This window comes from Blastococcus sp. TF02-8, assembly GCF_003319175.1.
GTDB lineage: Bacteria > Actinomycetota > Actinomycetes > Mycobacteriales > Geodermatophilaceae > Blastococcus.
In genome coordinates, this window is record NZ_QOHK01000007.1 from 155841 (window position 1) to 182236 (window position 26396).

24 protein-coding genes and 1 tRNA gene are annotated in these 26396 nt (G+C 71.6%); 17 read left to right on the top strand and 8 right to left on the bottom strand.

Annotation, left to right across the window (positions count from 1 at the left end; all coding sequences use genetic code 11):
- The first annotated feature begins 185 nt into the window (after positions 1 to 185).
- A complete protein-coding gene (locus tag DQ237_RS15000) occupies positions 186 to 809 on the top strand; it encodes a GAF and ANTAR domain-containing protein (protein WP_113800942.1) in 624 nt (207 codons plus the stop codon).
- Positions 810 to 844: 35 nt separating this feature from the next.
- Here DQ237_RS15000 and DQ237_RS15005 read toward each other — a convergent pair whose 3' ends face one another.
- Together DQ237_RS15005 and DQ237_RS15010 are read right to left on the bottom strand one after the other, a co-directional pair.
- Positions 845 to 1528: a DUF6766 family protein gene (locus tag DQ237_RS15005; RefSeq protein ID WP_113800943.1), complete on the bottom strand. Its 684-nt coding sequence runs from the start codon at positions 1526 to 1528 to the stop codon at positions 845 to 847.
- A gap of 85 nt (positions 1529 to 1613) precedes the next feature.
- Positions 1614 to 2009: a hypothetical protein gene (locus DQ237_RS15010; protein ID WP_113800944.1), complete on the bottom strand. Its 396-nt coding sequence runs from the start codon at positions 2007 to 2009 to the stop codon at positions 1614 to 1616.
- A gap of 1236 nt (positions 2010 to 3245) precedes the next feature.
- Between DQ237_RS15010 and DQ237_RS19960 the strand changes: the two genes are divergently transcribed.
- Complete coding sequence (locus DQ237_RS19960; protein ID WP_205730235.1) at positions 3246 to 3725, top strand: SDR family NAD(P)-dependent oxidoreductase; 480 nt, start codon at positions 3246 to 3248, stop codon at positions 3723 to 3725.
- Between the two features lie 601 nt (positions 3726 to 4326).
- Here DQ237_RS19960 and DQ237_RS15025 read toward each other — a convergent pair.
- Genes DQ237_RS15025 through DQ237_RS15035 form a run of 3 tightly spaced genes read right to left on the bottom strand, consistent with a single transcriptional unit; the run spans position 4327 to position 7924 of the window.
- Positions 4327 to 4986, bottom strand: a complete 660-nt coding sequence (locus DQ237_RS15025; RefSeq protein WP_113800946.1) for a GPR1/FUN34/YaaH family transporter — start codon at positions 4984 to 4986, stop codon at positions 4327 to 4329.
- Between the two features lie 2 nt (positions 4987 to 4988).
- Positions 4989 to 5471 carry a hypothetical protein gene (locus DQ237_RS15030; RefSeq protein WP_113800947.1) on the bottom strand — a complete coding sequence of 161 codons (483 nt, stop codon included), beginning with the start codon at positions 5469 to 5471 and terminating at the stop codon, positions 4989 to 4991.
- Positions 5468 to 7924: a molybdopterin oxidoreductase family protein gene (locus tag DQ237_RS15035; protein ID WP_113800948.1), complete on the bottom strand. Its 2457-nt coding sequence runs from the start codon at positions 7922 to 7924 to the stop codon at positions 5468 to 5470. Before DQ237_RS15035 ends, DQ237_RS15030 begins: the two co-directional genes overlap by 4 nt.
- Positions 7925 to 8123: 199 nt before the next feature.
- On the opposite strand from DQ237_RS15035, the gene DQ237_RS15040 reads away from it, so the two are divergent.
- Positions 8124 to 8531, top strand: coding sequence for a four-helix bundle copper-binding protein (locus DQ237_RS15040; protein ID WP_091379006.1), 408 nt, complete (start codon positions 8124 to 8126; stop codon positions 8529 to 8531).
- Between the two features lie 170 nt (positions 8532 to 8701).
- Here the strand turns inward: DQ237_RS15040 and DQ237_RS15045 are convergent, their stop codons facing one another.
- Positions 8702 to 9811, bottom strand: a complete 1110-nt coding sequence (locus tag DQ237_RS15045) for a major royal jelly family protein (protein WP_240619657.1) — start codon at positions 9809 to 9811, stop codon at positions 8702 to 8704.
- Positions 9808 to 11406, bottom strand: coding sequence for an alpha/beta hydrolase fold domain-containing protein (locus DQ237_RS15050; RefSeq protein WP_113800949.1), 1599 nt, complete (start codon positions 11404 to 11406; stop codon positions 9808 to 9810). Before DQ237_RS15050 ends, DQ237_RS15045 begins: the two co-directional genes overlap by 4 nt.
- A gap of 168 nt (positions 11407 to 11574) precedes the next feature.
- On the opposite strand from DQ237_RS15050, the gene DQ237_RS15055 reads away from it, so the two are divergent.
- Both DQ237_RS15055 and DQ237_RS15060 read left to right on the top strand, forming a co-directional pair.
- Positions 11575 to 12717, top strand: coding sequence for a glutathione-independent formaldehyde dehydrogenase (locus DQ237_RS15055; protein WP_091379000.1), 1143 nt, complete (start codon positions 11575 to 11577; stop codon positions 12715 to 12717).
- Between the two features lie 76 nt (positions 12718 to 12793).
- Positions 12794 to 13207 (top strand): PPOX class F420-dependent oxidoreductase, encoded by a 414-nt coding sequence (locus DQ237_RS15060; RefSeq protein WP_091378997.1) that lies wholly within the window; start codon positions 12794 to 12796, stop codon positions 13205 to 13207.
- 40 nt (positions 13208 to 13247) lie between these two features.
- Here DQ237_RS15060 and DQ237_RS15065 read toward each other — a convergent pair whose 3' ends face one another.
- A complete protein-coding gene (locus DQ237_RS15065) occupies positions 13248 to 14303 on the bottom strand; it encodes an NAD-dependent formate dehydrogenase (RefSeq protein ID WP_205730236.1) in 1056 nt (351 codons plus the stop codon).
- Positions 14304 to 14484: 181 nt separating this feature from the next.
- Here DQ237_RS15065 and DQ237_RS15070 point away from each other — a divergent pair, with 181 nt between their 5' ends.
- The 12 genes from DQ237_RS15070 (at position 14485) to DQ237_RS15120 (ending at position 26157) form a co-directional block, all read left to right on the top strand.
- Complete coding sequence (locus DQ237_RS15070; RefSeq protein WP_113800950.1) at positions 14485 to 15699, top strand: zinc-dependent alcohol dehydrogenase; 1215 nt, start codon at positions 14485 to 14487, stop codon at positions 15697 to 15699.
- Between the two features lie 86 nt (positions 15700 to 15785).
- Positions 15786 to 15968 (top strand): hypothetical protein, encoded by a 183-nt coding sequence (locus DQ237_RS15075; protein ID WP_113800951.1) that lies wholly within the window; start codon positions 15786 to 15788, stop codon positions 15966 to 15968.
- A 33-nt stretch (positions 15969 to 16001) separates the two neighbouring features.
- Entirely contained in the window at positions 16002 to 16163 is a 162-nt protein-coding gene (locus DQ237_RS15080) for an alpha helical protein (protein WP_091378987.1), read from the top strand.
- Positions 16164 to 16272: 109 nt separating this feature from the next.
- Positions 16273 to 16950 carry a DsbA family protein gene (locus DQ237_RS15085; RefSeq protein WP_113800952.1) on the top strand — a complete coding sequence of 226 codons (678 nt, stop codon included), beginning with the start codon at positions 16273 to 16275 and terminating at the stop codon, positions 16948 to 16950.
- Entirely contained in the window at positions 16947 to 18734 is a 1788-nt protein-coding gene (locus DQ237_RS15090) for a thiamine pyrophosphate-requiring protein (RefSeq protein ID WP_113800953.1), read from the top strand. The genes DQ237_RS15085 and DQ237_RS15090 overlap by 4 nt, the downstream gene beginning before the upstream one ends.
- Positions 18735 to 19233: 499 nt before the next feature.
- Positions 19234 to 19295, top strand: a tRNA-OTHER gene (locus tag DQ237_RS19800).
- 229 nt (positions 19296 to 19524) lie between these two features.
- On the top strand, positions 19525 to 20085 hold the full coding sequence (locus DQ237_RS15095; RefSeq protein ID WP_166509632.1) for a SpoIIE family protein phosphatase: 561 nt from the start codon (positions 19525 to 19527) through the stop codon (positions 20083 to 20085).
- 66 nt (positions 20086 to 20151) lie between these two features.
- The gene (locus tag DQ237_RS15100) at positions 20152 to 20547 is read left to right on the top strand and encodes a PaaI family thioesterase (protein WP_240619658.1); all 396 of its coding nucleotides are present in this window, start codon (positions 20152 to 20154) and stop codon (positions 20545 to 20547) included.
- A gap of 391 nt (positions 20548 to 20938) precedes the next feature.
- Positions 20939 to 21202, top strand: a complete 264-nt coding sequence (locus DQ237_RS15105) for a hypothetical protein (protein WP_113800956.1) — start codon at positions 20939 to 20941, stop codon at positions 21200 to 21202.
- Positions 21203 to 21419: 217 nt separating this feature from the next.
- Complete coding sequence (locus DQ237_RS15110) at positions 21420 to 22046, top strand: hypothetical protein (RefSeq protein WP_166509633.1); 627 nt, start codon at positions 21420 to 21422, stop codon at positions 22044 to 22046.
- The gene (locus DQ237_RS15115) at positions 22043 to 24241 is read left to right on the top strand and encodes a phosphatase domain-containing protein (RefSeq protein ID WP_113800958.1); all 2199 of its coding nucleotides are present in this window, start codon (positions 22043 to 22045) and stop codon (positions 24239 to 24241) included. The genes DQ237_RS15110 and DQ237_RS15115 overlap by 4 nt, the downstream gene beginning before the upstream one ends.
- A 326-nt stretch (positions 24242 to 24567) precedes the next feature.
- Positions 24568 to 26157 (top strand): alpha/beta-hydrolase family protein, encoded by a 1590-nt coding sequence (locus tag DQ237_RS15120; protein ID WP_166509634.1) that lies wholly within the window; start codon positions 24568 to 24570, stop codon positions 26155 to 26157.
- The last annotated feature ends 239 nt before the right edge of the window (positions 26158 to 26396 follow it).

A 26396-nucleotide genomic window follows, 5' to 3' on the forward strand; every position in this document is an offset into this window, starting at 1 on the left:
ATCGGGACGGCGCCAACTCGCCGTGAGCGTGTGACCGCCTGGTTCCCCACACTCTACGCGCACGCGGCACTCGAATGTCCACATCGGCGCCCGCCGACCACCCTGCCCAATGGGAACGTCGAGCGGCTGGCTCTCCGCCGTCGCAGCGCGCACACTGGCGTCACCAGCCGCGAACCCGGATCGGGATGGCGGCCGGTGTCAATCTCATCCCCGGGGTCGCGGAGGCCTCGGTCAGCCTCATCGCCAACGACAAGGCCACGACAGCCGCCTACACCGGCAGGCTCGCCCTCGACCTCGACGAGACGCAGTACGGCCGCGGCTACGGCCCGTGCCTGGAGGCGGCTGTCGGCGAGGAGATCAGGGAGATCACTGACGCCCGCGAGGAGACGCGCTGGCCCGACTACGCCGGGATCTGCGTCGAACGCGGATCGCTGAGCTCCCTGTCGGTGCCCGTGCCGGTGCGCGAAGGCATCCACGGTGGCCTCAACCTCTACGCGGTAGAGGCCCACGCCTTCGACGACGACGCCAAAGGCGCGGCCCGAACGTTCGCCTCCTACGCCGCCGTCGCGGTCCACAACATGCACCTCTACGACAGCGCCCGCGAGCTGGCCGAAAACCTCGACATCGCGATGCGCACCCGTGCCGTCATCGAACAGGCCAAAGGCATCCCGATGAGCCAACGACGCTGCGACGCGACGGAGGCGTTCGATCTCCTCGCCGCCGCCTCACAGCGGTCCAACCGCAAGCTGCGCGACATCGCGCAGGGAATCGTCGACGGTGTCGCCGGTCAGGACAGGCACCAGAACTGAACGACACCTGTCGGGACCGCCGAGCGCTGACTGCATCACCCGGTCTCGCCGGTGTCAGCGTGCGCTGCGCCGACCGGCTTGGATTCCGGCGATCCACGCTGGCGCAAGTACACCGACAACACCGCCATCGACCCGACGGCCAGCATCTCCGACTGCCAGTTCTGGAAGGAGCGGTTCCAGAAGTCGGCCTCGCCGAGGTAGCCGACCCAGCTCACCGGGTCCTGCTTGTCGGCCAGCTGCTCGCTGTTGTAGGCAGCCCAGCCGGCAATCGAGGACGCCGCCCAGGTGAGCAGGAAGATCCCGCCCATCACCAGCCCGAGGGAGCGGGAGAAGACCGTCGTCCGCCAGCCGCCGGCGCGCACCCACGCCGGGGAGTCCGCCCGAGCGTGGGCGCCCACCCGCTGTTCCTCGTCGGACTCCATGCCCTCGTCGCCCGGCTCCTTGGACTCCGCCGAGCCTCGCTGCACGAGCCACACCGTGGCGAAGATGTAGAGGAAGAACTGCAGGTACTCCGACTGCCAGTTCTCCATCACGTCGACTCCGAACGACGACGACGTCACGTAATCCAGGAAGGAAACCGGCTCCAGGCCGTTGGCGACCTGCTGCGCGTTGTAGTCCGCCGTCCCCGAGATCGCCTGGCCGACCAGGGTGAGGACGAAAAGCCCGCCGAACGCCAGGCCGAGGGCGTTGTCCTTCACGAAGCCGCGGCGGCCGGTCATCGCCCCATCAGCCCCAGCAGGGTGACGTAGGCGACTCCGAGGAGGATCACCGTCGGGTAGATGACGTACAGCCGGTGGACGCCTCTCATGGCCCCTCTACCTCGCAGTCGTAGGGCGCCTCACCACGCGACTCGCAGGCGGCCGCCACCACCCCCCAGCCATTGGGGGTCTCGGTCAGGAACACGGCGTCCCCGGTCATCCGCACTTGGGCGTTGCCGCCCCAGATCTCCACGGACTCGACGGTGCCGCCGTCCATCGGTAGCTCTCCGAGGACGTCAGGGCAGGGCGCCGACTCCTGGGACTCCAGCGCTTCACGCGTGGCCGGGGCCAGGAGGTCGCACCGGTCGTCCGGCGTCGCGGCTGGGTCGACGAACGCCGCCGCGACGTCGCGGACGTCGCCCTCCTGCGTGCTCGCACATCCCCCGAGAGCCAGCACCGCCGCCGCGGCGGCCAGCCCTGCGCGCAACACCGAGCCGGTCACGCCGGTCTCCTCTCGCGGGCAGCACGCCGCCGGCTGGGTCGCCCGCGTGGCCTGCGGCTACCCGTTCGCGGCTGACGGGCAAACGGCCCTCGTCCGGTCGGGCGTCCTTCCCTTCCGCGATGGTGCCGCTCCACCTCCAAGCACCGATCAGCAGGCGGATCACCGCCACGCCGAGTCCACGAAGTCGTGGGTGGCGCGGCGCCGTCCACGCGGGAGAGCCGCGACGTGCCCGACGTCGCCGCCGCGGTGATGCGGCTGGCGTCGGGGGCCGTCGGGACGGTGAGCACCTCCTGCGTGCTCCCGGGCGCCGGCGGCGGTCGGCTCAGGAGTGGTCGCCGACGGGGGACGGCCGTACATCTCAGCGAGACCATGCTGCGCGTGCGCGCACCTCGTGCGACTTCTGCCTGCCCGTTGACCGTCCTCTCGTGGCGGCTGGGCGCCTTGCCGCCGACCGACTTGTGGTGGGGCTACGCCGGTCTCGTTGGAGCTCAGCCGCGCTCCGCACTCGCTGCTTACCTGGTCGGCGGTGCCGCTTGGTCGGACGCTGAGCACGACTTCGCCCAGACGCTCAACGAGAACCTTCGGGATCTGGGCAGCTGCAGCCTGGTCCCACACCGCGAACACCAGGACGCCTGATAGCGGAATCGCCGGCCGGAGAGTGCCCGATGACGACTGCAGGGACAGCGTCGCGAATAGCACCAGCGGCCGAACGGACGCTCGCTGAGTCTGTTCCCGCATGCATCCGAGCTGGCACAGCTGCACCCGGCCCGGACTGCACGGCGCCGAATGAGCTGGGACGCTTCGACAACCGTGCGCACAGGGCCCTCCTCCGCCGCGGTCAACCGGACTCCGAGCTCGACGCGCCCGGGGGCGTGGCGGCGGGGCAACGCCACCACCGGTGGGGTCGACTTGGAGATCCGATGTCCCGTGGTCCCACGTGGCCCCAACCGGTGAAGCGGGACCCGCGCAGCCATGGCATAGCGCAAGGCGCCATTCCTGGTCCCCGTGACGCGGATGAGCGGCCCATCGTGCGGTCCTCCTGATGGAGCTGCCCGCGCGGTGGCGGCAATCGGCTGGACGATACCCGTCAGGCTCCGCTGCTGAAGGTTCCGGCGCAAGGCCGGGTCAGCTCCGCCAGCGGGTGTCACGACCCTGCCCGTCGACCCTGCTCAGCACCAGTTGCCCGTGGCGGGCAGGCTGGCCCCAGTGGCCGTGACGGGGACACCGGAGGCAGGAATGAGCAATTCACCTCGGCTGCGTGAGCGCATCGCGTTGGTGACCGGCGGCAGCAGCCGTCTGGGCCGAGCCACAGCTCTGGCACTGGCTGCCGACGTCGCCGACGTCGCGGTTCTGGCCCGCGGATCCACCGACCTGGAGGAGACCGCGGAGCAGGTGCGGGCCGCAGGGGTCCGCGCGAGAGCGGTCGTGGTGGACCTCGCCGATGCCAAGGCGATCGAGTGGGCGATGGGCCAGGTGCGCGCTGACCTGGGCACCGTCGACCTCCTGGTCAACGCGGCCGGGACTGATGTGCCCGGTCCCGTGGTCGAGCTCGACGTCGCGGCCTGGGCCAGGGTGCTCGCGGTCAATCTGCGCGCGTCATTCTTGCTGGCCAAGGCGGTCTGGCCGGACATGCGCGACAACGGCGGAGGACCCATCGTCAACGTGTCCTCGGTGGCCGGCCGGCGCGGCTGGGCGAACGCCGCGGCCTACTGCTAGGCCAAGTTCGGGCTCACCGGTCTCACCCAGGCACGCGGCCAAAGGCAGGCCGCACCGCATCCGCGCCTGTGTCTTGTATCCCGGCGCCATGGACACCAGCTGGGGGTCTGGTCACCGGAAGATCGGGCCGGCTCCGCTGAGCCGGCCCTGTCCGCCGACGCGCTGGCTCCCGATCAGGTCACCCGACTGATCAGCTGGGTCGCCTCCACCCCACCGGACGTGGTGCTCAACGAGGTCACCATCACCCCACTGCTCGAGCGGGGATGGCCGTAGGGATACGAAGGTGCATCGACATCGCGGCCACAACAACGGCGAGCCCGGTCCTGGCTCTGACGTCAGGCCACTCCGCGACCCCGAAGCGGGCGATGCGGGGGATGTACCTGGCCCGCAGGATCTGCCGCTAGTTGTCGTGGCCGTAACCCACGGTCGGCGAGAACCTCGCGCGGCCCGAGACGCAGCGGGGAGCAGGGGACAGCGTCGGCGTCCATATCGCGCGCCTCGGCCTCGGCGATGCGCCCGGTAGCGGCGGTCCCGCAGTCGGAGCAGCACAGCCAGCAGGGTGCCGGTCAGGACCCGGGGACTGCTCAGCGGCGCGGCTCGCTCAGAGCTGCGGTCGAATCCCCGCCTCTCGAGCCAGCGCGTCGGGCTCGAGCGACCCCTCGCCGCGGGCCGCGGCCTCGGCCGGACCGTGCCGGCCGGCTGGGAGGACGGTCCTCCCGCGGGCCCCCTCGAGTTCGAGAGCCAGGGCCGCGTAGAGGGCCAGCACCGCGAGGGCCAGGCCCACCCAGCCGGCCGTCGTCTTCCAGCTCGCAGACCCGGTGAGCTCGTAGGCGCCGGTGACCAGGAAGCGGATGCCGGCCAGCGCCATGACGGCGGCCGGGACGAGCTTGGAGATACCGGCGGACGCGGGGACGAACATCGAGATCCCCGCAACGATCAGGAGGACTCCGAGGCCCTTGCTGGCGGTGCCGGGCGGGGAGGTCACGGTGGTGAGCCCGACGACCGCCCACGTGCCACTGAGGACGCCCATCCCGGTGGCGGCCACCGGGTCGCGCGCCAGGAAGCCGATGACCGCCGCGGTGAGCTGCAGCGGCACGGTCGCGACCAGCGCGGTGAGGGCGGCCACCCGGCCCTCGGTGGGCGGGATCCAGCCGAGCTGGACGGTGGCGAAAACCGTTGTGGCCAGGGCCAGGGCGAGGAAGCCGAGTGGCAGCGGTGTGGCCAGCGGTCGGAGGACGACGCGGGTCTGCGGGGTGGTCATGGTCAGCTCACCAGGGCCTGGGTCGCGGACTCCTTGAGCTTGGCGTTGGCCCAGCGCATCTGCCGCAACGTGTCGGGGTGGCAGCGCTCGGCCAGGCCGAGCAGCTCCCGCTTCCGGGCGCCCTGCGCCGCCTGCGCCAGCAGCTCCCAGTCCAGGGAGACCCCAGCCGCCTCCCGGTGCACGTGCCGCAGGTCGGCGAGCAGAAGCAGCCCAGGTTCGGGACGACGACCGAGCAGATCCGAGGTCGCCTGCTGGAGCTTCTCGAGGATGCCCGGCTCGCCCTCGGGCTCGGCATCCAGGTCGACGCCGAAGTCGGCGCCGATGCGGGCGAGCTCGGCGACGTGCCGCTGCGACCAGCCGGCGATGTCGCGGGCCACGTAGAAGACCTCGTGGTCGGCCTTGTGCCGGTCGGAGACGGCCAGCAGTACCCGGGCCAGGTGGTTCTCCGACCGGTGCAGCTCCTCGATGGCCAGTCCCAGTTTCATCGCGCACCTCCGGTGGCGAGCTCCTCGACGGCCTCGGCCGCAGCTCCGCCCCGGGTCGGGGGCACGTCCCCGGCGACGGGCCTCGAGCCGGTGGTCGTCGGTGCCGCTGCCGGGCCGTCGCCGGGGGCCAGCCGGGTGGCGTTGGCCGCGGCGGTCTTGAAGATCGGCTGCTTGGAGCATGGGTCCCAGTCGGTGAGGGTCAGCTCGTTCGCCGCCCGTCCGTGGCCGTCGGGTTCGTGCCCGGCGGGCTCGTCCCAGTAGCCGTAGTGGAACGGCAAGAACAGCACCCCCGGCCGGATGCCGCTGATCCGGAGCTTCGCCTCCACCCGGCCCCGCGGGGTCGTCACCGCAAGCAGGTCGCCCTCGGACCAGCCGCGGTCGGCGGCGTCGGAGGCCGACATCTCCACCCACACCTCCGGTGCCGCCGCCTGCAGCTGCGGCGCGCGGGCGGTCTTGGTGCGCGTGTGGAAGTGGTAGAGCGTGCGGCCGGTGATGAGCTGGAAGGGGAAGTCCACGCCGATCAGTTCGTGCGGCGGCAGGTACTCCGCGGCCTTGAGCACCGCCCGACCGGTCGGGTTGAGCGCGCGGTACTCGGTCTCGTCCAGCGGGGCCCCGGTGACCAGGTCCCGGCCGTAGCTCTCGCAGTAGTCGGGTTGCGCCCAGAACTGCCCGTCGACGTAGATGTGCTCGGTGCCGTCGGGGTGCTCGTCGGTGACCGGCCACTGGATGCCGCTGCCACCTCGCAGCTTGTCGTAGGAGAGACCGCTGTAGTCACAGGGCCGGCCCTTCGAGCACTCCTTCCACCCCTCGAACGCGCCCTCGGGGTCCGACCACTTCACCAGCGGGGCGCCGTCCTTGTCGCGGAGGTCCAGCCGGTGGGCGAAGTCGATCAGGATGTCGAGGTCCGGTCGCGCCTCCCCCGGTGGGTCGACGGCCTTCTCCGACAGGTGCACCGTTCGGTCGACGTTGGTGAAGGTGCCGGTCTTCTCCCCCCATGTGGCCGCGGGGAGGACGACGTCGGCGAGCTGCGCGGTCTCGGTCAGGAACAGGTCCTGTACGACCAGGAACAGCCGCTCCTGGGAGAGCAGGGAGCGGATGCGTGTCAGCTCAGGCAGGGACACCGCCGGATTGGTGGCGGTGACGTAGAAGAACCGGATCGAGCCCTCTTCGATGTAGCGCAGCTGCTGCATGATGTGCGTCGGCGGCGAGTAGTGCGGGATGTCCATGGGGTCGACATTCCAGACCCGGGCCAGGTCCTGGATGTGGCTGTCGTTGGACCAGTTGCGGAAGGCCGGCAGGTCGCCGTCGGCGCCGGCCTCGCGGGTGTTCTGGGCGGTGGGCTGGCCGTTCATCTGCAGGATCCCGCAGCCCGGCTTGCCCAGCATGCCGCGGACGACGTTGATGTTGTTGACCTGCACGGCCGCGGCGGTGGCCTGGTGCGACTGGTAGAAGCCCTGCAGCACGGTGGACAGGAGCCGCTGGGCCTGCCCGATGATGCGGGCGGCCTCCCGGATCTGCTCGACCGGGACGTCGCACACCTCGGCGGCGACCTCGGGCGGGTAGTCCTGCACCCGCTTCGCCAGCTCGTCGAAGCCGACGGTGTGCGCGTCGACGTAGCCGCGGTCGACCCAGCCGTTGCCGATGATCTCGTGCAGCAGCGCGTTCATCAGCATCACGTTGGTGCCCGGCCGCGGGGCGAGGTGCACGGTGGCTGCACGGGCGACCGGCGTCTCTCGGGGATCGACGCAGATCACCTGCGGCGGATTCGGCCCTGCGAGCCGGTCCAGCACCCTGCTCCACAGCACGGTCTGCGTCTCGGCCATGTTGTGCCCGTAGAGCACGATGACGTCGGCATGGTCGACGTCGGTGTAGCTCCCGGGCTGCCCGTCGGAGGCGAACGTCTCCTTCAGCGCCGCCGCAGCGGTGGCCGTGCACAACCGAGTGTTGCCGTCGACGTGGTTCGTGCCGATCCCGCCGTGCGCGATCAGGCCCAGGGTGTAGTACTCCTCGAGGAACAGCTGCCCGGTCGTGTAGAAGGCGATCGAGCTCGGGCCGCGCTCGTCGAGCAACTCCTTGACCCGGCCGGCGACGGCGTCCATCGCGGTGTCCCAGTCGGTCTCCACCAGCTCGCCGTCCCGGCGGATCAGCGGCCTGGTCAGCCGGTCCGGGGAGTTGTTGGCCTGCCAGCCGTAGAGGTCCTTGGGTCCCAGCCGGCCGTGGTTGACCCGGTCGACGGCCCGGCCGCGGACGCCCACGATCTGCCCATCCTTGACCGCCATGTCGTAGGCATCGCCGTTGGAGTGCAGGATCGACGCCGTCTGGACCCAGCGGTCGACGTCGTCCTCGGTCAGCCCGTCGGCCAGGTAGGAGTCCACCCGCGTCGGCCAGGTCTCTCCCGGCCCGTACGGCGTGCGAGTCCCCCACGGTTCGGCGATCCGGTCGATGCGCCCCATCGCACTCCTCCTCCGCTGCATGGCTATCCGGTCGAGCCGACCACGCCCTCTCCCGCCGCGCATCTCAGGACATCGCGGGGCATGACTGATTCGTGACATCCGTGCGGCGGACGCCTGACCGGGGTAGGTCGATCTGCGCCAGGCGGCAGCCACAGGCGTCCCGACGACGCCCACCGCCGGCACGTTCGAGGAGGACACCGTGACCGTTGCAGGCCAGATGCTCGAGACCTACCCGAAGGACCTCGGCGGGGTGGATCGCGACAAGCTGCGGGAGTGCATCGAGGCGTGCGTCGAGTGCGCTCAGGCCTGCACCGCCTGCGCCGACGCCTGCCTGAGCGAGGACTCGGTCGCCGAGCTCACCACGTGCATCCGCACCAACCTCGACTGCGCCGACGTCTGCGACGCCACCGGCCGCGTGCTGTCCCGCCACACCGGCTACGACGCCAACCTGACCCGCGCGGTCCTCGAGGCCTGCGCCGCGGCCTGCAAGGCATGCGGCGACGAGTGCGGGCAGCACGCCTCCATGCACGAGCACTGCCGGGTCTGCGCGGAGGCGTGCCGCCGCTGCGAGCAGGCCTGCCGAGAGCTCGTCGCCTCGCTGGGCTGACGCACCTCTCCAGCCATCGCCGCTGCTGCTCCGCGCGGTCAGGATCTGGCGACCAGGTTCTCCGCGCGGGGCGGCCGGCATGCCCCTCGACATGCTGACCACCTACCGCAGCACCACGGCCGACATCGCCACCCAGTTCGAGCGCGCAGAGATGTCCGACGTCCGCCTGTTCAGCGCAGGAGAACCGGACCGGCGTCGATCGGGGTGCGGAACAAGACGTAGGGCTTGCGCCGCTGGTCCTCACCGCCGCGGTACTTGTCCTGCCGGTACAGCTGGTTGGCGGTGACGTAGAGGAAGCCGTCGGCGGCGACGGACATGGTGTCCGGCCAGAGCAGCCGCGGGTCGTGGACGACGGTCTCCCACGTCCCGTCGGGCAGTCGGCGGTGGATCGCGTCGTGCTCCCCGTCGGTGACGTAGAGCCGCCCCTGGTCGTCGGTCTCCAGGCCGTCGCTGACGCAGCCCTTGTCGCCCTCGTCCTGGACGGTGGCCGCGACGGCGTCGTCGTCCTGGTCGCGGTCGACCAGGGCGTCCACCGAGACGCTGTACCAGCGGCGGCCTGCCAGCGGGCAGTAGTACAGCCGGCTGCCGTCCGCGGCGATCGCGATGCCGTCGGCGCCCATCGTCACCGGCGAGGTGTTCCCGTCGGGCGACCGCTCCAGGAACTCGACGCCCTCGACGACCATCCGCAGGTCCGGCGGCGTCGTGGCCTTCGTCGACGGGTGCTCGTGCAGCCGTCGCCACGACTCCCCCGTCGCCAGGTCGACGACGATGATCCCGTTCGGTCCCTGGTCGGAGGAGTCGGTGATGAAGGCGGTCCCCGCTTCCCCGCGGCGGAGGTCGAAGCGGACGTCGTTGAGGTAGGTCGTCGGCAGCGCGACGTCGGTCGGGAACAGGATGGTCTGCGCGACCTCGTCGGTGGTCAGGTCGACGCAGACCAGCTTCGGGCCGCCGTGCTCGGTCGGCTGGAACAGCGGGCTGCCGGTGTCGAGCACCCACAGCCGGTCGGCCGGGTCGACGACGACGCTCTGCACCGAGACGAACCGGTCGGGGTCTGCGTCGCTCACGTTGTCGTTCTGCTGCTGGTTCGGGAACGCCACCTCCTGGCCGTCCCGGAGCTCGCCCACGGTGAACCCGACGTCGTCGCCCCACTTGGGGTAGCAGACGAAGATTCGTCCGCCGTGCGACACCGTGACGCCCGTGGGCATGGCACCCGTGAACTGGTGGACGACCTCCAGCCCGCCGATCGTCTCGTCGACCGCCGGCCGCAGCGCCGCCGTCACCGGGAGGTCCCGCCGAGCGGCGCGGCACCAGCGGTCGCGCGGGCGGCGCCGAAGGCGCGGGTGAAGTGGGTGGCCGCTTCCTGCTGGGCCTGCTCCGCCTCGTCTAGCACGGCCGCGGCGCCGAAGAACTCGTGCATGACGCCGTCGTAGTGGCGGTGCGTGGTGGCCACGCCCGCCGCCTCCAGGTTCTGCGCGAACTGCTGCCCCTGGCTCCGCAGGACGTCCCGCTCGTCGGTGATGACCAGCGTGGGCGGCATGAGCGCCAGCTGCTCGCGGCTCCAGCCGAGCAGATCGACGCGCGGGTCCTTCGCGCCGTCGGGCACGCCCTGGAAGGCGTGCATGGCCATCCAGGACAGCAGGGCCCGGTTGAGCGGACGGCCGTCGGCGGCGTCGTCCATCGACTCGCCGAACTGCTCGCCCGTGGTCAGCGGGTACACGCAGACCGCGGCCGCCGGCACCGACTCACCCGCCTGCGCCAGCCGGAGGATCGTCGCGGCGGTCATGGTGCCGCCGACGGACTCCCCGCCGATGCCGATGCGGGTGGGGTCGCCGCCGATCTCGGCGGCGTGCTGGACAACCCACCGGTAGGCGGAGAGGACGTCGTCGTGCGAGGCCGGGAACACCGCCTCGGGAGCCCGGCGGTAGTCGGGGGTGACCACCATCGCCCGGGCCTTGTTGGTCAACCCGCGGCACGAGTCGTCGTAGTGGTCGTCGATGTCGAACAGCACCCAGCCGCCGCCGTGAATCCAGAAGATCACCGGCAGTGCCTCGGTGCCGGCGTCGGCGGGCTTGTAGACGCGCAGCCGCATCTGGCCGTTGGCGGCGTCGGGGATCACCAGGTCCTCGACGGAGCCGACCGGTTCCGGACCCTCCAGCCCCTTCTCGGCCATGACCTTCTGGACCGCTTCCTTCGGGCCGGGCTGCTTGCGCGCCTGGTCGGGCTCGAGGATCTCGAATGGCAGCGGGCCGAGGGATGAGTGGGCGTCGACGATGGCCTGGGCCTGCGGCGTCAGCAGGCCGGAGGGGTCGGTGGCCATCTCCTTCTGCTTGCCCGAGAGCAGGTCCCGGACGTGGTCCAGCGGCTTGGCCAGCATCCCGGCGATCCGTTCGGCGATGCCCTCGTCGGGGGCGTGCGGGTGTGGCCGGGTGGGCGCCTGCCGCTTGGCGGCGAGGAACTCCTTGCCCAGCTGGGCCATCCGCTCGGCGCCGGCCTTCTGCCGGAACTCGGGCAGCTCCTCCTTCTCCTCGTCGTCGACGTGGTGCCGGACGACGCCGATGAGCTTGGCCAGCGCCTCCTCGAACTGGGTCTCCCCCGGGTCCGTGCGGCCCAGGACGACGAGCAGGTCCTTGATCTGCTGGTGCTCGTGCTCGGCGTCGTCGTGCTCGTCGGTCATGCCGATCTCGGGCCAGATCGGGTAGAGCACGGTCTCCTCGGCGAAGGCGTGCAGCGCGAGCTGGAAGGAGATCTGGTCCACCAGCACCCGCCGGTTCCCGCGGCCGGCCTCCAGGTGCTGGAACTGGCGGTCCACGGCGGCATGGTCGTCGGCGATCAGGTGGTCGATGTCGCCGGGCAGGGTCGGATAGTCCAGGGCCACGGGAACTCCTCGGATTCGGGATCGGGATCGGGATCGGGATCGGGATCGCCTGTCGACGACTGGTCGTCCGCGACCTACCCGGCGACCTCACCGGTACACCCCCGTGTGGATGCGTGTGCCAACCGGTCGGGGGTAGGGCGGGGACCCCGAGCTCCCAGGAGGAAGCACATGAAGGCCGTCGTCTACCGAGGCCCGAAGGACGTCGCGATCCAGGACGTGCCCGACCCGACCATCCAGTCCCCCACGGACGCCGTCATCCGGATCACGACGACGAACATCTGCGGGTCGGACCTGCACATGTACGAGGGCCGCACCGGCGTCGAGGAGGGCAAGGTCCTCGGCCACGAGAACATGGGGATCGTCGAGGAGGTGGGTCCCGGCGTCGACCGCATCACGGTGGGCGACCGGGTCTCCGTCCCGTTCAACGTCGCCTGCGGCACGTGCCGGAACTGCACCACCGGATGGACGTCGTTCTGCCTGCGCGCCAACCCCACCGAGGGGATGGACGGCGCGGCCTACGGCTACGCCAACATGGGCCCGTACGACGGCGGCCAGGCCGAGTACCTGCGGGTGCCGTGGGCGGACTTCAACCTGCTGCGGCTGCCACCGGGCACCGAGCACGAGAACGACTTCACGATGCTGTCGGACATCTTCCCCACCGGCTGGCACGGCGTGGAGCTCTCCGGGCAGCAGCCCGGCGACCGGGTGGCCGTCTTCGGCGCGGGTCCCGTGGGGCTCATGGCGGCACACAGCGCGCTGCTGCGCGGCGCTTCGGAGGTCTTCGTCGTCGACAAGGAACCCGACCGGCTCCGGCTGGCCGGGAGCATCGGCGCCACCCCGGTCGACTTCTCCCAGGGCGACCCGGTGGAGCAGCTGATGGACGCCACCGGCGGGCGCGGGGTCGACCGCGGCGTCGAGGCGGTCGGCTACCAGGCCCACGACCCCTCCGGGCAGGAGCACCCGGAGCTGGTGCTCGACAACCTGGTGCAGGTCGTGCGCTCGACCGGCGGGATCGGCGTCGTCGGTGTGTACATGCCCCAGGATCCCGGTGCAGCCACCGACCTCGCCAAGGAGGGCCGCATCCCCTTCCAGTACGGCCAGTTCTTCACCAAGGGCCAGTCGATGGGCACCGGCCAGTGCCCGGTCAAGCGGTACAACCGGCAGCTGCGCGACCTGATCCTCACCGGGCGGGCCACGCCGTCGTTCATCGTCTCCCACGAACTGGGCCTGGAGCAGGCCGTCGAGGGCTACGACCGGTTCGACCGGCGCGAGGACGGCTGGACCAAGGTGCTGCTGCACCCGGCCGCCTGATCTGCCCTGCTCCCGCGGCACGCCAGCGAGGCCGTGCCGCGGGAGTACGCCACCGCGCGACGGGTATCCGAGCCGCATGGCTGACACCCAGGACGGACCAGAACTGCACCCGGTGACCCGCGAGCTGGCCGACGGCCCCAACTACGCCGCGATCAGCACGCTCATGCCCAGCGGCCACATCCAGACCCAGTACATCTGGGTGGGCACCGACGGCGACCGGCTGTACGTCAACACCGAGCCGCACCGGCAGAAGTTCAAGGACCTGGAGCGGGATCCCCGCGTCACGCTGGCGATCCGGGACGAGGCGGACCCCTACCGGTACGCCGAGGTGCGGGGCCGGGTGGTGGGCACCGAGCGCGGTCAGGCCGCGCGGGACCAGATCGACGAGCTGTCGCAGAAGTACGACGGCAAGCCGTACCCCCCGGACCAGATCAAGACCGAGCGCGTCATCGTCTGGATCGAGCCCGAACGGCAGACGATCGCCGGGTGACGTGCCGGCCCGGTCGCGGGCGACCTGGCCGGCAGGCCGATCAACCCGAGAAGGCCGCCTTGTAGGCGCCGCCGACGATCTCGCCGTCCTGGACGATGACGTGGTCCTTCTCCAGCGGCTCCCCCGCCAGGTAGGCCTCCAGGCACAGCCGGGTGTCGGCGGCGTACCGGCGCTGGGCGTCGAGCGTCGTCCCGGACACGTGCGGGGTCAGCATGTGGTTCGGCATCCGCCGCCACGGGTGGTCGGCGGGCGCGGGCTCGGGGTACCAGACGTCGCCGGCGTAGCCGCCGAGATGCCCTGACTCCAGCGCCTCCACGAGGGCCTCGGTGTCGACGATGCCGCCGCGGGCGACGTTGACGATCCAGGCGCCCTTCTTCATGCCGGACAGGACGTCGCGGTCGAACAGCTTCTCGGTCTCGGGCGTCAGCGGCGCGGTGATGACGATGGCGTCGCAGCGCTCCTGCATCTCCTCCAGCCGCGCGTACCGCGCCCCGATGACCTGCTCCTGCGGGTGCTCCAGGCGGGTGCGCTTGTAGTAGAGGGTCTCCACGTCGAAGCCCTTGAGCCGGATCGCGATGAGCTGGCCGATGGCGCCGGCGCCGTAGATGCCGACGGTCTTGCGCTCCAGGTCCCAGGAGCGGGCGGCGATCTCGCCGATGTCCCAGCGGCCGTCGACGACCTGCTGGTAGGCCGGCACGTAGTTGCGCACGAGCGCGAGCAGCTGCATGACCGCGTGCTCGGCGACGCTCACCACGTTGCTGCCGGTCTGCTCGGCGACGAGCAGGCCGCGGTCCGCGGCGGCGCGCAGGTCGACGTGGTCGGAGCCCACGCCGGCGGTCAGCACCAGCTTCAGCTCACGAGCGGCTTCGAGCAGCTCCCGGTCGGCGTAGACCGGCCAGAACGGCGTGGTGATCAGCACCTCGGCGTCCGCGAGCTCCTTCGTGAGCTCCTCGCCCTCGCGGGCCGACGTGGAGACGACCTGGTGCCCCTCGCCCTCCAGCCACTCGCGCAGCCCGAGCGCGTTCTCGGCGCAGCCGAGCAGCTCTGGCGGGGCGCCGCTCTCGGGCGCGGGGTACAGGGACATGACGATTTTCACGGCGGCTCCTGCCGGTGGTCTGCGGCGCCCGGCTGCTCGAGCAGGGCGCCCCTACCCGCCTCTCCTCGACGGGACGCATCGCGACGGGGACGGGTGAGCGCCGTCCGACCGGGTAGGGCGCGAACGGCGACGGCCGCGATCGAGCCCAGGTCCGCGGTGCATGCTCGTTCCAGGAGGACACGTGAAGGCAGTGGTGTGGCACGGCGTCGGGGACATCCGGTTGGACGACGTCCCCGATCCGACCATCCAGGATTCGACCGACGCGATCGTGGAGATCACCGCGAGCGCGATCTGCGGCACCGACCTGCACTTCGTGCGGGGCACGATGAGCGGGATGGTCGAGGGCACGATCCTCGGCCACGAGGCGGTCGGCGTCGTGCGCGAGGTCGGGTCGGGGGTCCGGAACCTGCGGCCGGGCGACCGGGTGGTCATCCCCTCCACCGTCGCCTGCGGCACGTGCTCGTACTGCCGGGCCGGCTACTACGCCCAGTGCGACAACGCCAACCCCAACGGCGCCGACGCGGGCACCTGCTTCTTCGGCGGGCCGCAGACCACCGGCCCGGTCGACGGCCTGCAGGCGCAGTACGCCCGCATCCCCTTCGCGCATGTGGGACCGGTGTGGCTGCCCGACGAGGTCGGCGACGACGCGGCGATCATGCTGTCGGACATCTACCCGACGGCCTGGTTCGGCGCCCGGCTGGCCGAGGTCGGCCAGGGCGACACCGTGCTGGTGCTCGGCGCAGGGCCGGTCGGCCAGTTCGCCGTCACCAGCGCCTTCCAGCAGGGGGCCGGGCGGGTGCTCGTCGTCGACGGCATCGGCTCGCGGCTGGACCAGGCCCGTGCCCGCGGCGGTGAGGCGATCGACTTCAACGCCGAGGATCCAGTGGCCGTGGTCAAGGAGCTGACCGGTGGCATCGGCGTCGACCGGGTGATCGACGCCGTCGGCGTGGACGCGCAGCGCCCGAAGAGCGGGCCGGCGGCCGAAGCGGCCGAGCAGCAGGCCGGGCAGTTCGAGCAGGAGCGCTCGCAGGTGGCCCCCGAGCAGAACCCGCAGGGCGACACCTGGGTGCCCGGCGACGCGCCCAGCCAGTCGCTGCAGTGGGCCGTCGAGGCCGTCGCCAAGGCCGGCAGCATCGGGATCATCGGCGTCTACCCGCCGCAGATGACCAGCTTTCCGACCGGTGCGGCGATGAACAAGAACCTCACCGTGAAGATGGGCAACTGCAACCACCGCCGCTACATCCCGCACCTGCTCGACCTGGTGCGCACCGGCGCGATCGACCCCTCGACGGTGCTGACCCAGGTCGATGACATGCCCTCGGTGCTCGACGCCTACGAGACCTTCGACCAGCGGCAGACCGGCTGGACCAAGGTCGTCCTCGACCCGTCGTCCTGACCCAGTCAGACCGCATCACGGCGGGCGCCGCCGGCACGTCCGATCACACCGGCACCCGGAGATCCGCCGGGAACGGGAGGTACCGCGTGAACATCGACAGGTCGCACGTCGTCCAGGTGCTGCGGACAGGCGGACGTGTCGACGCGGCCCGTCGGGCAGCGGACGAGCTCGACGTGGAGGTCGACACCGTGCGCGATGCCGACCTCCTCCGCGAGCTCGGCATCGATCCGGACAGCCGGGCGCAGGGCGGCGGACTGGCCCTGCACTGACCGCCTATCTCCCATCCCACCCAGGAGGCATCCATGGCCGCCCACGCCGGCGAGAAGGCGCAGAAGACAGGCGACTTCTACTGCGCCCACTGCAGCGAGAAGGTGCACGTGCAGCAGGGCGACGAGATCCCGCCCTGCCCCAACGGGCACAAGACCTTCGAGACCCGTCGCAACGAGCCGGGGAACAAGAGCTGATTCGCCCGGCCTCACCACGCGCAGCGACGTCCACGTCCCCGCTCGGGCGCTGGCCGGGCAAGGTGGCGCCCGGGTGCGTGCCGGGACGTCACGCGGGTAGGGCGCGACCATGACCGTCGACGTCACCCCCGGGACCGTGGCCGTCTACACCGACGTGATCTGCGCGTGGTCGACCGTCGCGTTGCACCGCTTCTACGCGGCGCGGTCGCGGCTCGGCCTGGATGACGCCGTCCGGGTGGACCACCGGCTCTTCCTCTTGGAGGACGTCAACTCCTTCCCCATCCCCATGCGCATGCTGAACGCCGAGCTGCCGGTCGTCGGTCAGCTCGAGCCCGACCTCGGCATCACCCCGTGGCAGGGCCAGCCCTCGGACTGGCCGGTGACCGTGCTGCTGGCGAACGAGGCGGTGCGCGCGGCCAAGGCGCAGTCCCCCGCCGCTGCCGAGCAGCTGGACATGGCGCTGCGGCTGGCCTTCTTCCGCGACAGCCGGTGCATCTCGATGCTGCACGAGATCGTGGACGTGGCCCGCGGCTGCGACGCCGTGGACGCCGGCGCGCTGGCCGCGGCGCTGGACGACGGCCGCGCGCGGGGCCCGATGATGGCCGACTACCGCGCGCACGCCGGTGAGGTGCAGGGCAGCCCGCACTTCTTCCTCGCCGACGGGTCCGACGTGCACAATCCCGGCACCGAGCAGCACTCCTCCGATGCCGGCTACCCGGTGGTGGACTCCGACGACCCGTCGGTCTACGACGACCTGGTGCGGCGCGCGGCCGGAATGCCGCGATGAGCGAGCGGCTGGTCGCGGACCTGGTCGTCGAGCGGCTGCGTGCCTGGGGCGTCCCGCGGGTGTTCGGCTACTCCGGCGACGGCATCAACGCGGTCATGGGCGCGCTGCGCCGGGCCGACGGCGACCCCGCGTTCGTGCAGGCCCGGCATGAGGAGGCCGCGGCGTTCATGGCGGTAGGGCACGCCAAGTACACCGGCGGCGTCGGCGTCGTCCTCTCCACGCAGGGGCCGGGGGCGGTGCACCTGCTCAACGGCCTGTACGACGCCAAGCTCGACAGCGTGCCCGTGGTCGCGATCATGGGCCAGCAGCAGCGCACCGTGCTGGGCGCGGAGTACCAGCAGGAGATCGACCTGCTCTCGCTGGTCAAGGACGTCGCCGCGCAGTTCGCCCAGACGGTCACCGCCCCCCAGCAGGCGCAGCTGGTGCTCGACCGCGCCTTCCGCACCGCGCTGGAGACCCGCTCCCCGACCGTCGTCGTCCTGCCGCACGACGTGCAGCAGCAGCCGGCTCCCGAGCCGGAGCAGGAGCACGGCGTCGTCGTCACCGCGCCGACCTGGCGGCGCGGGCGGCACCTGCCCGCCGAGGAGGACCTGCGCGCCGCCGCGGAAGTCCTCAACGCCGGGCAGCGGGTGGCCCTGCTGGTCGGCCAGGGCGCCCGCGGCGCCCAGCAGGACGTCGTCGCCGTCGCCGACCGGCTGGGTGCCGGGATCGCCACCAGCCTGCTCGGCAAGCCCTACGTCGACGAGGCGCACCCGGCCGCCGCCGGGGTCATGGGCCACCTGGGCACGACGGCGTCCGCCGCCCTGCTCGGCGGCTGCGACACCCTCCTGATGGTCGGCACCAATGACCCGTGGACCGAGTTCTACCCCGCTCCTGGCCAGGCCCGGGCCGTTCAGGTCGACGTCGACGGCCGCCACCTGGGGGACCGCTACCCGATCGAGGTCGGCTTGCCTGGCGACGCCGCCGAGACCTTGCGGGCGCTGCTGCCGCTCCTCGAGGACCGCAGTGGGTCGCCGTGGCGGGCCGAGGTCGAGGACGCCGTTCGGTCGTGGCACGAGCTGTCCGCGCAGCGGGCAGCGACGCCGGCCACGCCGGTCAACCCCGAGGCGGTCTTCGCCGAGTTGAGCCCGCGGCTACCGGTCGACGCCCAAGTCGCCGTCGACGTCGGCTCGGTCACCTACTGGTACGCCCGGCAGCTGCGGCTGCCCCGCGGTGTGCCCGCGCACCTGTCCAGCACGCTGGCCTGCATGGGCTGCGCGGTGCCCTACGGAGTGGCAGCGAAACTGGCCGCACCGGATCGGCCGGCCGTCGCACTCTCCGGCGACGGCGCCATGCAGATGCTCGGCAACGCCGAGCTGGTCACGGTCGCGCACCGCTGGCGGCAGTGGGTCGACCCGCGGTTCGTCGTCTGCGTCCTGACCAACCGCGACCTCGCCGAGGTGACCTGGGAGCAGCGGGAGATGGAGGGAGACCCGCGCTTCGACGACAGCCAGGCGCTGCCCGACTTCCCCTACGCCGGCTACGCCGACCTGCTAGGGCTGACCGGCATCCGAGTCGAGGATCCCGCCGATCTCGGGCCGGCATGGGACCGAGCGCTGACCGCCGACCGGCCTGTCGTCATCGAGGTACGCACCGACCCCGACGTCCCCCTGCTGCCTCCCTTCCCGGCAGGCGAGCAGAAGCTGGACTCGTTCCGCTCTGCACTGGATCAGGAGGGCGCTGCGGGTGCCCGCGCCCGCGCGTTGCTGGACACCTACGCCGAACAGGAGGGCTTGGAGGACTGACCGGCAGCGGCCTCGCAAGGTGGCTCGACCCGTCGTGCGGCGTGGTCGGAACGGCGCGGAGCCCGGACAGAGCGGGTCGTGTCTGCGGTCCGCTCGACAGCGGTGCGGGACCGCCCGGACCTGCTCGGCAGCGGTGTGACCGTCCGAGCAGACCTCCCCCGAGAGATCGGGCCGGCCACTACGCGCAGTGCTTTGACTTCAACCCGCACGGCGCCGAGGCCGGCAGCTCATTCTCGCTGGCTCACAGGCGACCGGGCCGCTCGACGGCCTGTAGGCCCCGACGCCCGTGTGTCGTTCGCGCTACGTCGAGCCCCCATGGCTGAGCGAGGAGTGGGTGCCGACCCCTCCCACACTCTTCACCGAGCTAAGCGCCCGGCGCCGCCCATGCACCTCGGCCGAACGGTGCACCGTAGGCATTGACCAGCGAATCGGGCGCCGCGCTCAAAAGGCACACGGAAGGCACGAACACTGGCGGTCTAGGCTAGAACCAGCAAAGATACGGGTGGAGGGACCCAGCCTTCCAAGCTGGCCATGCCGGTTCGATCCCGGTCACCCGCTCCATGCTCTAGCCAGCTCGTTTGCCCGTCGGCGCAGCTCAACTGGGCTGTGACGCCGCTCCCGTGCCCTGACGGTGCTGACCCTTGTTGACCGCTGACCGCCCCTTTTGGCCGGTGCTTAAGGCACGGATAAGGCACGCCCTGGCCTGCTTCTCGGGCCGGCGTCGTGACCGATCTCGCCGGGTGCCCCGTCAGGATCATCGGCCGCACGTGCCGGGCGAAGGGCCTGGCACGTGGGCTTCCAGTCAGGACAGGGTCTGGGCACCCGTCCACCCACGTCGGCCTCAGGGCGACGACCAGCTCTTCCTGTCGCCCCCCTCTCCTGGTCGCAGGTCGGCCACCTGCCACCCCTGCTGATCACCCCCGCCGGGCCCCGGCTGCTGCAACCACCCCGCGGCGCCGCCATGCTGGGCGTGCACTCCGAGATCTCCTTCACCGACGCCCGCACGCCGATTGGCACCGCCGATACCCTCGTGCTCTACACCGACGGAGTGATCGAACGTCGCAACCTCGACCTCGACGCCGGCTTCCACGCCCTGCACCAGGCCGCCGCTTACCTCGCCACCACCCGCCCGAGCACATCTGCGACGCCCTGGCTCGACCGCCTGCTGCCCGACGCCGCCCGCCCCGAAGAGGACGTCCGCCTCTCGGACTCAGCGCCCCGCCTCCTGACCGCAAGGTGGCTCGACCAAGCCTATAGGAACGGACCTTCGGGGCTGGTGCGGACTCCAGCTCCGTCCCCAAGCGTCGTCCGGAACAGGATCGGCGTATCGGACGTCTCCAGCGGCTCATAGATCCGTGCTGACCTCGCCGGGGTCATCCTGGCTCTGCTCTAGGGTTGAGGTGTGGGAGCCGCGAGCGTGGAGCAGGCCCAGGCGGTCCTGGCGAAGCAGCCCTTCAGCGTGCTCGTGGGCGCGAGAATCACCGCCTTCGGCGGTGGGCACGCGGTCCTCGAGGTCGACGTCCGCGAGGACCTGCTCCAGCAGCACGGCTTCGTGCACGGCGGCGTGCTGAGTTATGCCGCGGACAACGCCCTCACCTTCGCGGCCGGGTCCGCTACCGACGGCAGGGTCCTGACCGGCGGGTTCTCTATCGACTACCTGCGCCCGGCGCAGGGGAAGTTGCTTCGCGCGGAGGCTTACGTCGTCCGGGCGGGACGGAGCCGGGTCGTCTGCCGCTGCGACGTCTCCGTTGTGCGTGACGGCGAGACCGTGTTGTGTGCGGTGGCGCAGGGCGACATCGCCGTTTCCGGCTGATCGTGTCCGCCGGGCCGTCGCCGCACCTCTGGATCTGCACGTGAGGTTCGGGTTGGGCGAGGCCGACCACGAGCGCCGGGCGATCATCGGCGGCTGGCCGCGGCCAGCTGCCGCTGCATCTGCGCGAGATGCCACCGGCATTCGTGGCGGCGATGCTGAACCCAGGCAGCCTGACGGCCCGGACGTTCGGAGACCCAGCGCACTCGCAACCCAGCCGGTGCTGTACATGGCTCCCTGCTGGCCGATGCGCTGATCGCCGCCCAGAGCCGGTCGAGTCTCCCTCCTGATCACCCTCACCCTCCTGACGCAGATCGTCTACTGGCGCGCGCACGTCTATGCCGAACTCGTCGGGCGCCACCTGTAGTCGGGGCGACGGGTCGACCGACGAGAGGTGGGACCTCCGCTCGCGGAGGAGTGGACGCTGGTCGGCGCCTCGTTCCTTCCACTGGCCGTGGTCGTGCTCGCCGACGTACTCGGTGCCGGTCCGAACGCGGCTGCGCTGGCCGGCCTGTGGACCATCACGGCGATCCTCGCCGGGTGGGCGCTCCTGGATGGGTTGCGCTCGCACCTGGGCGTGCTCGAGTTCGTGTGCCATGTCGCGCCCGGTTCCGGCGTCGGTACCGTTCTGGTAGCCATCATGGTGCTGCTGCACTGATCAGTCCGGCTCGACGTCCGCGCGGTCGCGCCGACCTCCGGTCCCCTCCGGACGTCGCCGTGCAGCTTCTGACCTCCGAGCCGGGTCCGAGTGGTCAGACGCCCGGCCCGCGACAAGAACCCGCCGCAGGATGCCTCAGGTCTCACTGGAGCCGGTTTCCTCTCCCGAGCTCCGTCACCCGGTTGGTCGATCACCTGGTTGTCGGCTTGAGTGGGGCATGCCCACGTCGATCGACGCGCGAGATCCGGATCGGCAGCAGCTGGCCGGCGCACTGCTGGACACGTGTCCACCGGGGGCGTTGCCGACCCGAGCCGCGAGGGCCCTCGGGGTGAGCCGCACGCACACAGACGTCCGGGCGCTCGTGGACTGCTGGCTGACCCGCTCCCGGCTCCGCCCCGCTCTAGTTGTGGCGCTGCGAGTTCTCGGGCTGTCGGCTCTGGCGGACCTGGTGACCATCGGCGCGATCACCCTCGATTCTGGCAACGCATCCACCGGCACGGTCTTGACGTGGACCGACGGGTCCGCCTGGGTCGGCATCGAGGACAGGCGCGGTGTGCTCCTGCTGCTGGAACGAGCAGTGCTCGACCCCGACGTGGGCGCCACCCTCCTCGTCGGCTCCGTTCTCCTGTTCCGAAAGCGCACCCGCGGCGCGACCGAGCTCACTCAGACCGCTCAGGCGCCGGTGAACCTGCTGGTCTTCTACGTGAACCAGTTCGCGGCCGCCTTCAGCGCGCCGGCGCAGCTCGCCGCCCAGCGCTACCAGCGGCTGACCGCCCGCCGGCCCGACCGACTCCCGGAGAGCTGCGACTCGGGCAACCAGACAGCCGCAGGTTCCATCCGGTGAGCGCACGGGGCCTGGGGGTGGTGTACGACCTCGACGGGGCGCTGCCGTTCGGATCGATGCGGACGCACGCCCGCCGGCTGCGTGGGCTCCTCGTGCACGCCAGCCGGGACCGGCGCACCGTGCTGGGCATGTCCGGGCTGGTGCAGGGGCTGCTCAACAGCGCTCCGGGCACCCCCGTGCACTACGTCAGCGCCCTGCCGGCCGCCGCCCACCGTCCGCTGCTGCGGCTGCTCCACGAGGAGGCGCATCCCCCCGGAGCGCTGCACCTGACCGGTCGTGGCCCGCTCGCCGGGTACCTCCTGGGCCGGGGTCGAGCCGGCAAGCTCCAGGCGATGCTGGATCTGATGGCTGCCGACCCGATCCGCAGGTGGGTGCTGGTCGGTGACGACGGCGGGCACGACCCTGAGCTGTTCGACCAGCTCGCGCGACAACACCCCGCTCGCGTCGCCGCGATCGTGCTCCGCTCGGTCGCGGCGCCCACTCCCGTTGACGAGAGCCGTTCGGCATCCCCGACCCTTGGAGCCGGCAGTGTGCCTGTGGTGTGGGCGCCCAACGCCGAGGAACTGCTGCCGCTCGTACGCCGGGCGCTGGACCTGACCCGACCGGGCAGTCGAGGGCCCCGGGACTGGCTGCTCAGCGCAGCGGAGCGGGGCAACGACTCGACCCGGCTGCGCGCGTTCACCGAGGGCAACGGGGTACGCGCTCTGGTGGACGGCCGTTCCTACTTCACTCGCCTGGCCGAGGAGCTCGACGGCACCGACGCTGACGATCTGGTGCTACTCCTGGGCTGGCGGGCCGACACGAGTCAACGGCTCGCTGGTACCGGACGCACCCTGGGTGAGCTGCTGAGCGCGGCGGCGTCCCGTGGTGCGCTGGTCAGAGGCCTGCTTTGGCATTCGCACGCCAGCGCACTGACCTACTCCGCCCGGCAGAACCGGCAGGTGGCCACCGTGCTGCGGAAGGTCGGCGGGCAGATTCTGCTCGACATGCGGATCCGCAGCCGTGGCAGTCACCACCAGAAACTCGTGGTGGTGCGGCACCCCGGCCGGCTCGAGCGGGACGTCGCTTTCCTCGGCGGGATCGACCTGGCACACAGCCGGGGTGACGACGCCGCTCACACCGGAGATCCGCAGACCGCGCCCCTGGCCGCCGCCTATGGCCCGACCCCACCCTGGCACGACGTGCAGCTGCAGCTGCGAGGCCCCGCCGTCCGAGACGCCGAAGAGGTCGTCCGGGAGCGCTGGAACGATCCGGCCGCGCTGGTGCGGTTGCCCTGGCACCTGCTCCCGAACCGGCTGCACGGGGTGGACCGCGCCGCCCGGCCACTGCCCGCACCTCTCGACGACCCGCCGGCCGAGGGATCCTGTGCCGTGCAGTTGCTACGCACCTATCCGCGCCGCCGGCCGGCGTACCCCTTCGCCCCGCGCGGCGAGCGCAGCATCGCCCGGGCTTACGCCAAGGCCCTCGACCGCGCCCAGCGGCTGGTGTACATCGAGGACCAGTACCTGTGGTCGGTCGACGTCGCCCGGACCTTCGCCACCGCACTGCGTCGCGCTCCGCGGTTGCACTTGATCGCCGTCGTCCCCCGGCATCCCGACGGGGACGGCGCGTCCTACGCGACCGCCGCCCGACACGGCCACGCCGAGGCACTGGCCATGGTCCGCTCCGCCGGCGGCGAACGAGTGCAGGTCCTCGACGTGGAGAACCGCGCCGGCACGCCGATCTACGTCCACGCCAAGGTCTGCATCGTCGACGACGTATGGGCCGTCGTCGGCAGCGACAACTTCAACGTCCGCTCCTGGACGCACGACAGCGAACTGGCCGCGGCGGTCGTCGACGACCGCCATGACGGCCGGGAACCACACGATCCCGGCGGACTGGGCGACGGCGCCCGCTGCTTCGCACGAGATCTGCGGCTGCGGCTGATGCGCGAGCACCTCGGCACCGATGTCGACGACGCACTACTCGACCCCGACACCGCGGCCGACGCCGTCAGGGCCAGCGCTGCCGCTCTGGACACGTGGCACGCGCGGGGATGCGGGGACCGCCCGCCGGGCCGGCTGCGCTGCCACCCGCTTCCGGCCGGGGCCGCCGATCTGCCGTTCTGGCGTCGGGGAATCATCGATCCGCTCTACCGGTCCGTGCTGGACCCCGATGGCCGCCCGCTGAGCATGCGGCTGCGCCGCACCTACTGACGCCCGGTCCGCCCCCCCACATGCTTCCCAGGCGTCTCGGCCGGGCAGCGCCGGGTAGGAACGAGCAATGGAGCCACCTCGATGATGCTTACCGCCCAGGGCCGGCCCTCCGACGCCGGGCCGGCGAAGACCGACACCGAGGCCGCCGGAATCCTCTGCCGCACTCCTCCCGCCCGACGACGGTGACTGCCGACGGACCTCCGGCCGAGGATGGTCCAGTTCTCGCCGGCGCAAAGGTAACGCCGTGGCCCGCGGACCACGGGAATTCCTGGCTGCGGGCGCATCCGGGCGGGCTGATCACGGCGACGGCGTTCGCGGCACTGGCGATGACGCCGTCACTGCTGCCCCGCGACTGGCTCTTCCAGGGGGTGGTATCCGGCATCTCGGCGGCGGCCGGCTATGGCGTGGGCGTGGTGGGGGCCTGGGCGTTGCGTCGCTGGTCCAGGTGGCGCCGCCTCCGGGAGGCGGGCGGACGCCGGCTGCGGCGACGCGCCGGGGCCTGGGGTTGGTGGTTGTTGCTGGGAGCCATCCCCACTGTCCTGACCGTCATGTTGCTCGTCTCGGCCGGCTGGCAGCGGGAGATCGCCGCGCTCGTCGGCATCGACCGGCGTACGACCGCCGGCTGGCTGCGCGCCGGACCTGTGCTGCTGCTCGTCGCCGTCGTGCTCATCACCCTGTCCCGGATCGTCCGAGCTCTGTACCGCCTGGTGGCGCGGCTGCTGCGTCGCTGGGTGGGGCTGCCCCACCGGCCGGCCTCGGTGGTCGCCGCAGTCCTGGTGGCCGTCGTCGTTGCCTCCGTCACCGACGACGTGCTGCTGCAGCGGGCCTTGACGGCGGCCGACGCCGCCTTCCGCGCCGCCGATTCGCTGACGCACGAGGGCGTCGAGAAGCCATCCAGCGCCACTCGCTCCGGCTCGCCGAACTCCCTCGTTTCGTGGGACTCCCTGGGCAGGGAGGGGCGGCGATTCGTCACCGGGGGCCCGACACCGCAGCAGCTGGACGCCGTCACCGGGCGCGGCGCGGCGGAGCGGATCCGGGTCTACGCGGGGCTGGACAGCGCGCCGACGCCGCAAGAGCGCGCCGACCTGGCCGTGACCGAGCTGGAGCGGACCGGCGCCTTCGACCGCTCCGTGCTGCTGGTGGCCACCTCGACCGGCAGCGGCTGGGTCAACGACACTGCCGTCAGCAGCGTGGAGCTGATGTACGGCGGGGACACCGCCGCCGTGTCCGCGCAGTACTCCTACCTGCCCAGCTGGCTGTCCTTCCTGGTCGACCGCTCACGGGCCGAACAGACCGGCCGGCTGCTGTTCGACGCGGTGCACGCCCGGCTGGACCAGCTCCCCCAGGGCGCCCGCCCGCGCCTGCTGGTCTACGGGGAGAGCCTCGGCTCGCAGGGATCGGAGGCCGCCTTCAGCTCGCTGGCCGACATCCGCGCCCAGGCCGACGGCGTGCTGTGGGTCGGGCCGCCGCACTCCAATGAACTCTGGTCGACGCTGGTGGCTCGGCGCGATCCGGGCACGCCGGAGGTGAAGCCGGTGTACGCCGACGGGCTGGTGGTCCGCTTCGCCGGCAATGCGGGCGAGCTGACGCAACCGTCCACTCCGTGGGAGGCCCCGCGTGTCCTCTACCTGCAGCACGCCTCGGACCCCATCGTGTGGTGGACACCGGAGCTGTTGTTCCAGCGACCCGACTGGCTGGCCGAGACCCGCGGCCCGGACGTCTCCCCCTCGATGAGCTGGTACCCCATCGTCACTTTCTGGCAGGTGACCGCCGACCTGACCCACGCCCAATCGGTGCCCGACGGGCACGGGCACAACTACGACGACCTGCTGCTCGACGCTTGGGCTGCGGTCGCGCCGCCCGATGGTTGGACGGACGACGACACGGCGCGCATCGACGCGATGCTGAACCCCTGACCCGGACCTCGTCCGCTGGGCCGGCCGCCCTCCGATGGGCGGAGCGCCTGGCGGACTTCCCCATCGGGCGAACCACGCGCTGCGTGCTGACGACAGCGCGACCGACCGCGACCCGCCACTGCCCCGCCGGCCTCAGACCCTTGATCTCGCTCGGTGCACGAACGCGTCGACGTCCGCACGGTCCACACCTGCGGCCGGCAGTCGCACCATAAGGGCACCGGAGACCGATGTCCGAGCAC

What these genes read in the sequence shown, in the direction of transcription:
- DQ237_RS15085 (WP_113800952.1), top strand. Translation starts at nt 16,273, where the DNA reads ATGACCGTCGACGTCACCCCCGGGACCGTGGCCGTCTACACCGACGTG.
- DQ237_RS15080 (WP_091378987.1), top strand. Translation starts at nt 16,002, where the DNA reads ATGGCCGCCCACGCCGGCGAGAAGGCGCAGAAGACAGGCGACTTCTAC.
- DQ237_RS15060 (WP_091378997.1), top strand. Translation starts at nt 12,794, where the DNA reads ATGGCTGACACCCAGGACGGACCAGAACTGCACCCGGTGACCCGCGAG.
- DQ237_RS15025 (WP_113800946.1), bottom strand. Translation starts at nt 4,986, where the DNA reads ATGACCACCCCGCAGACCCGCGTCGTCCTCCGACCGCTGGCCACACCG.
- DQ237_RS15110 (WP_166509633.1), top strand. Translation starts at nt 21,420, where the DNA reads ATGCCCACGTCGATCGACGCGCGAGATCCGGATCGGCAGCAGCTGGCC.
- DQ237_RS15035 (WP_113800948.1), bottom strand. Translation starts at nt 7,924, where the DNA reads ATGGGGCGCATCGACCGGATCGCCGAACCGTGGGGGACTCGCACGCCG.
- DQ237_RS15030 (WP_113800947.1), bottom strand. Translation starts at nt 5,471, where the DNA reads ATGAAACTGGGACTGGCCATCGAGGAGCTGCACCGGTCGGAGAACCAC.
- DQ237_RS15120 (WP_166509634.1), top strand. Translation starts at nt 24,568, where the DNA reads ATGACGCCGTCACTGCTGCCCCGCGACTGGCTCTTCCAGGGGGTGGTA.
- DQ237_RS15055 (WP_091379000.1), top strand. Translation starts at nt 11,575, where the DNA reads ATGAAGGCCGTCGTCTACCGAGGCCCGAAGGACGTCGCGATCCAGGAC.
- DQ237_RS15005 (WP_113800943.1), bottom strand. Translation starts at nt 1,528, where the DNA reads ATGACCGGCCGCCGCGGCTTCGTGAAGGACAACGCCCTCGGCCTGGCG.
- DQ237_RS15000 (WP_113800942.1), top strand. Translation starts at nt 186, where the DNA reads ATGGCGGCCGGTGTCAATCTCATCCCCGGGGTCGCGGAGGCCTCGGTC.
- DQ237_RS19960 (WP_205730235.1), top strand. Translation starts at nt 3,246, where the DNA reads ATGAGCAATTCACCTCGGCTGCGTGAGCGCATCGCGTTGGTGACCGGC.
- DQ237_RS15090 (WP_113800953.1), top strand. Translation starts at nt 16,947, where the DNA reads ATGAGCGAGCGGCTGGTCGCGGACCTGGTCGTCGAGCGGCTGCGTGCC.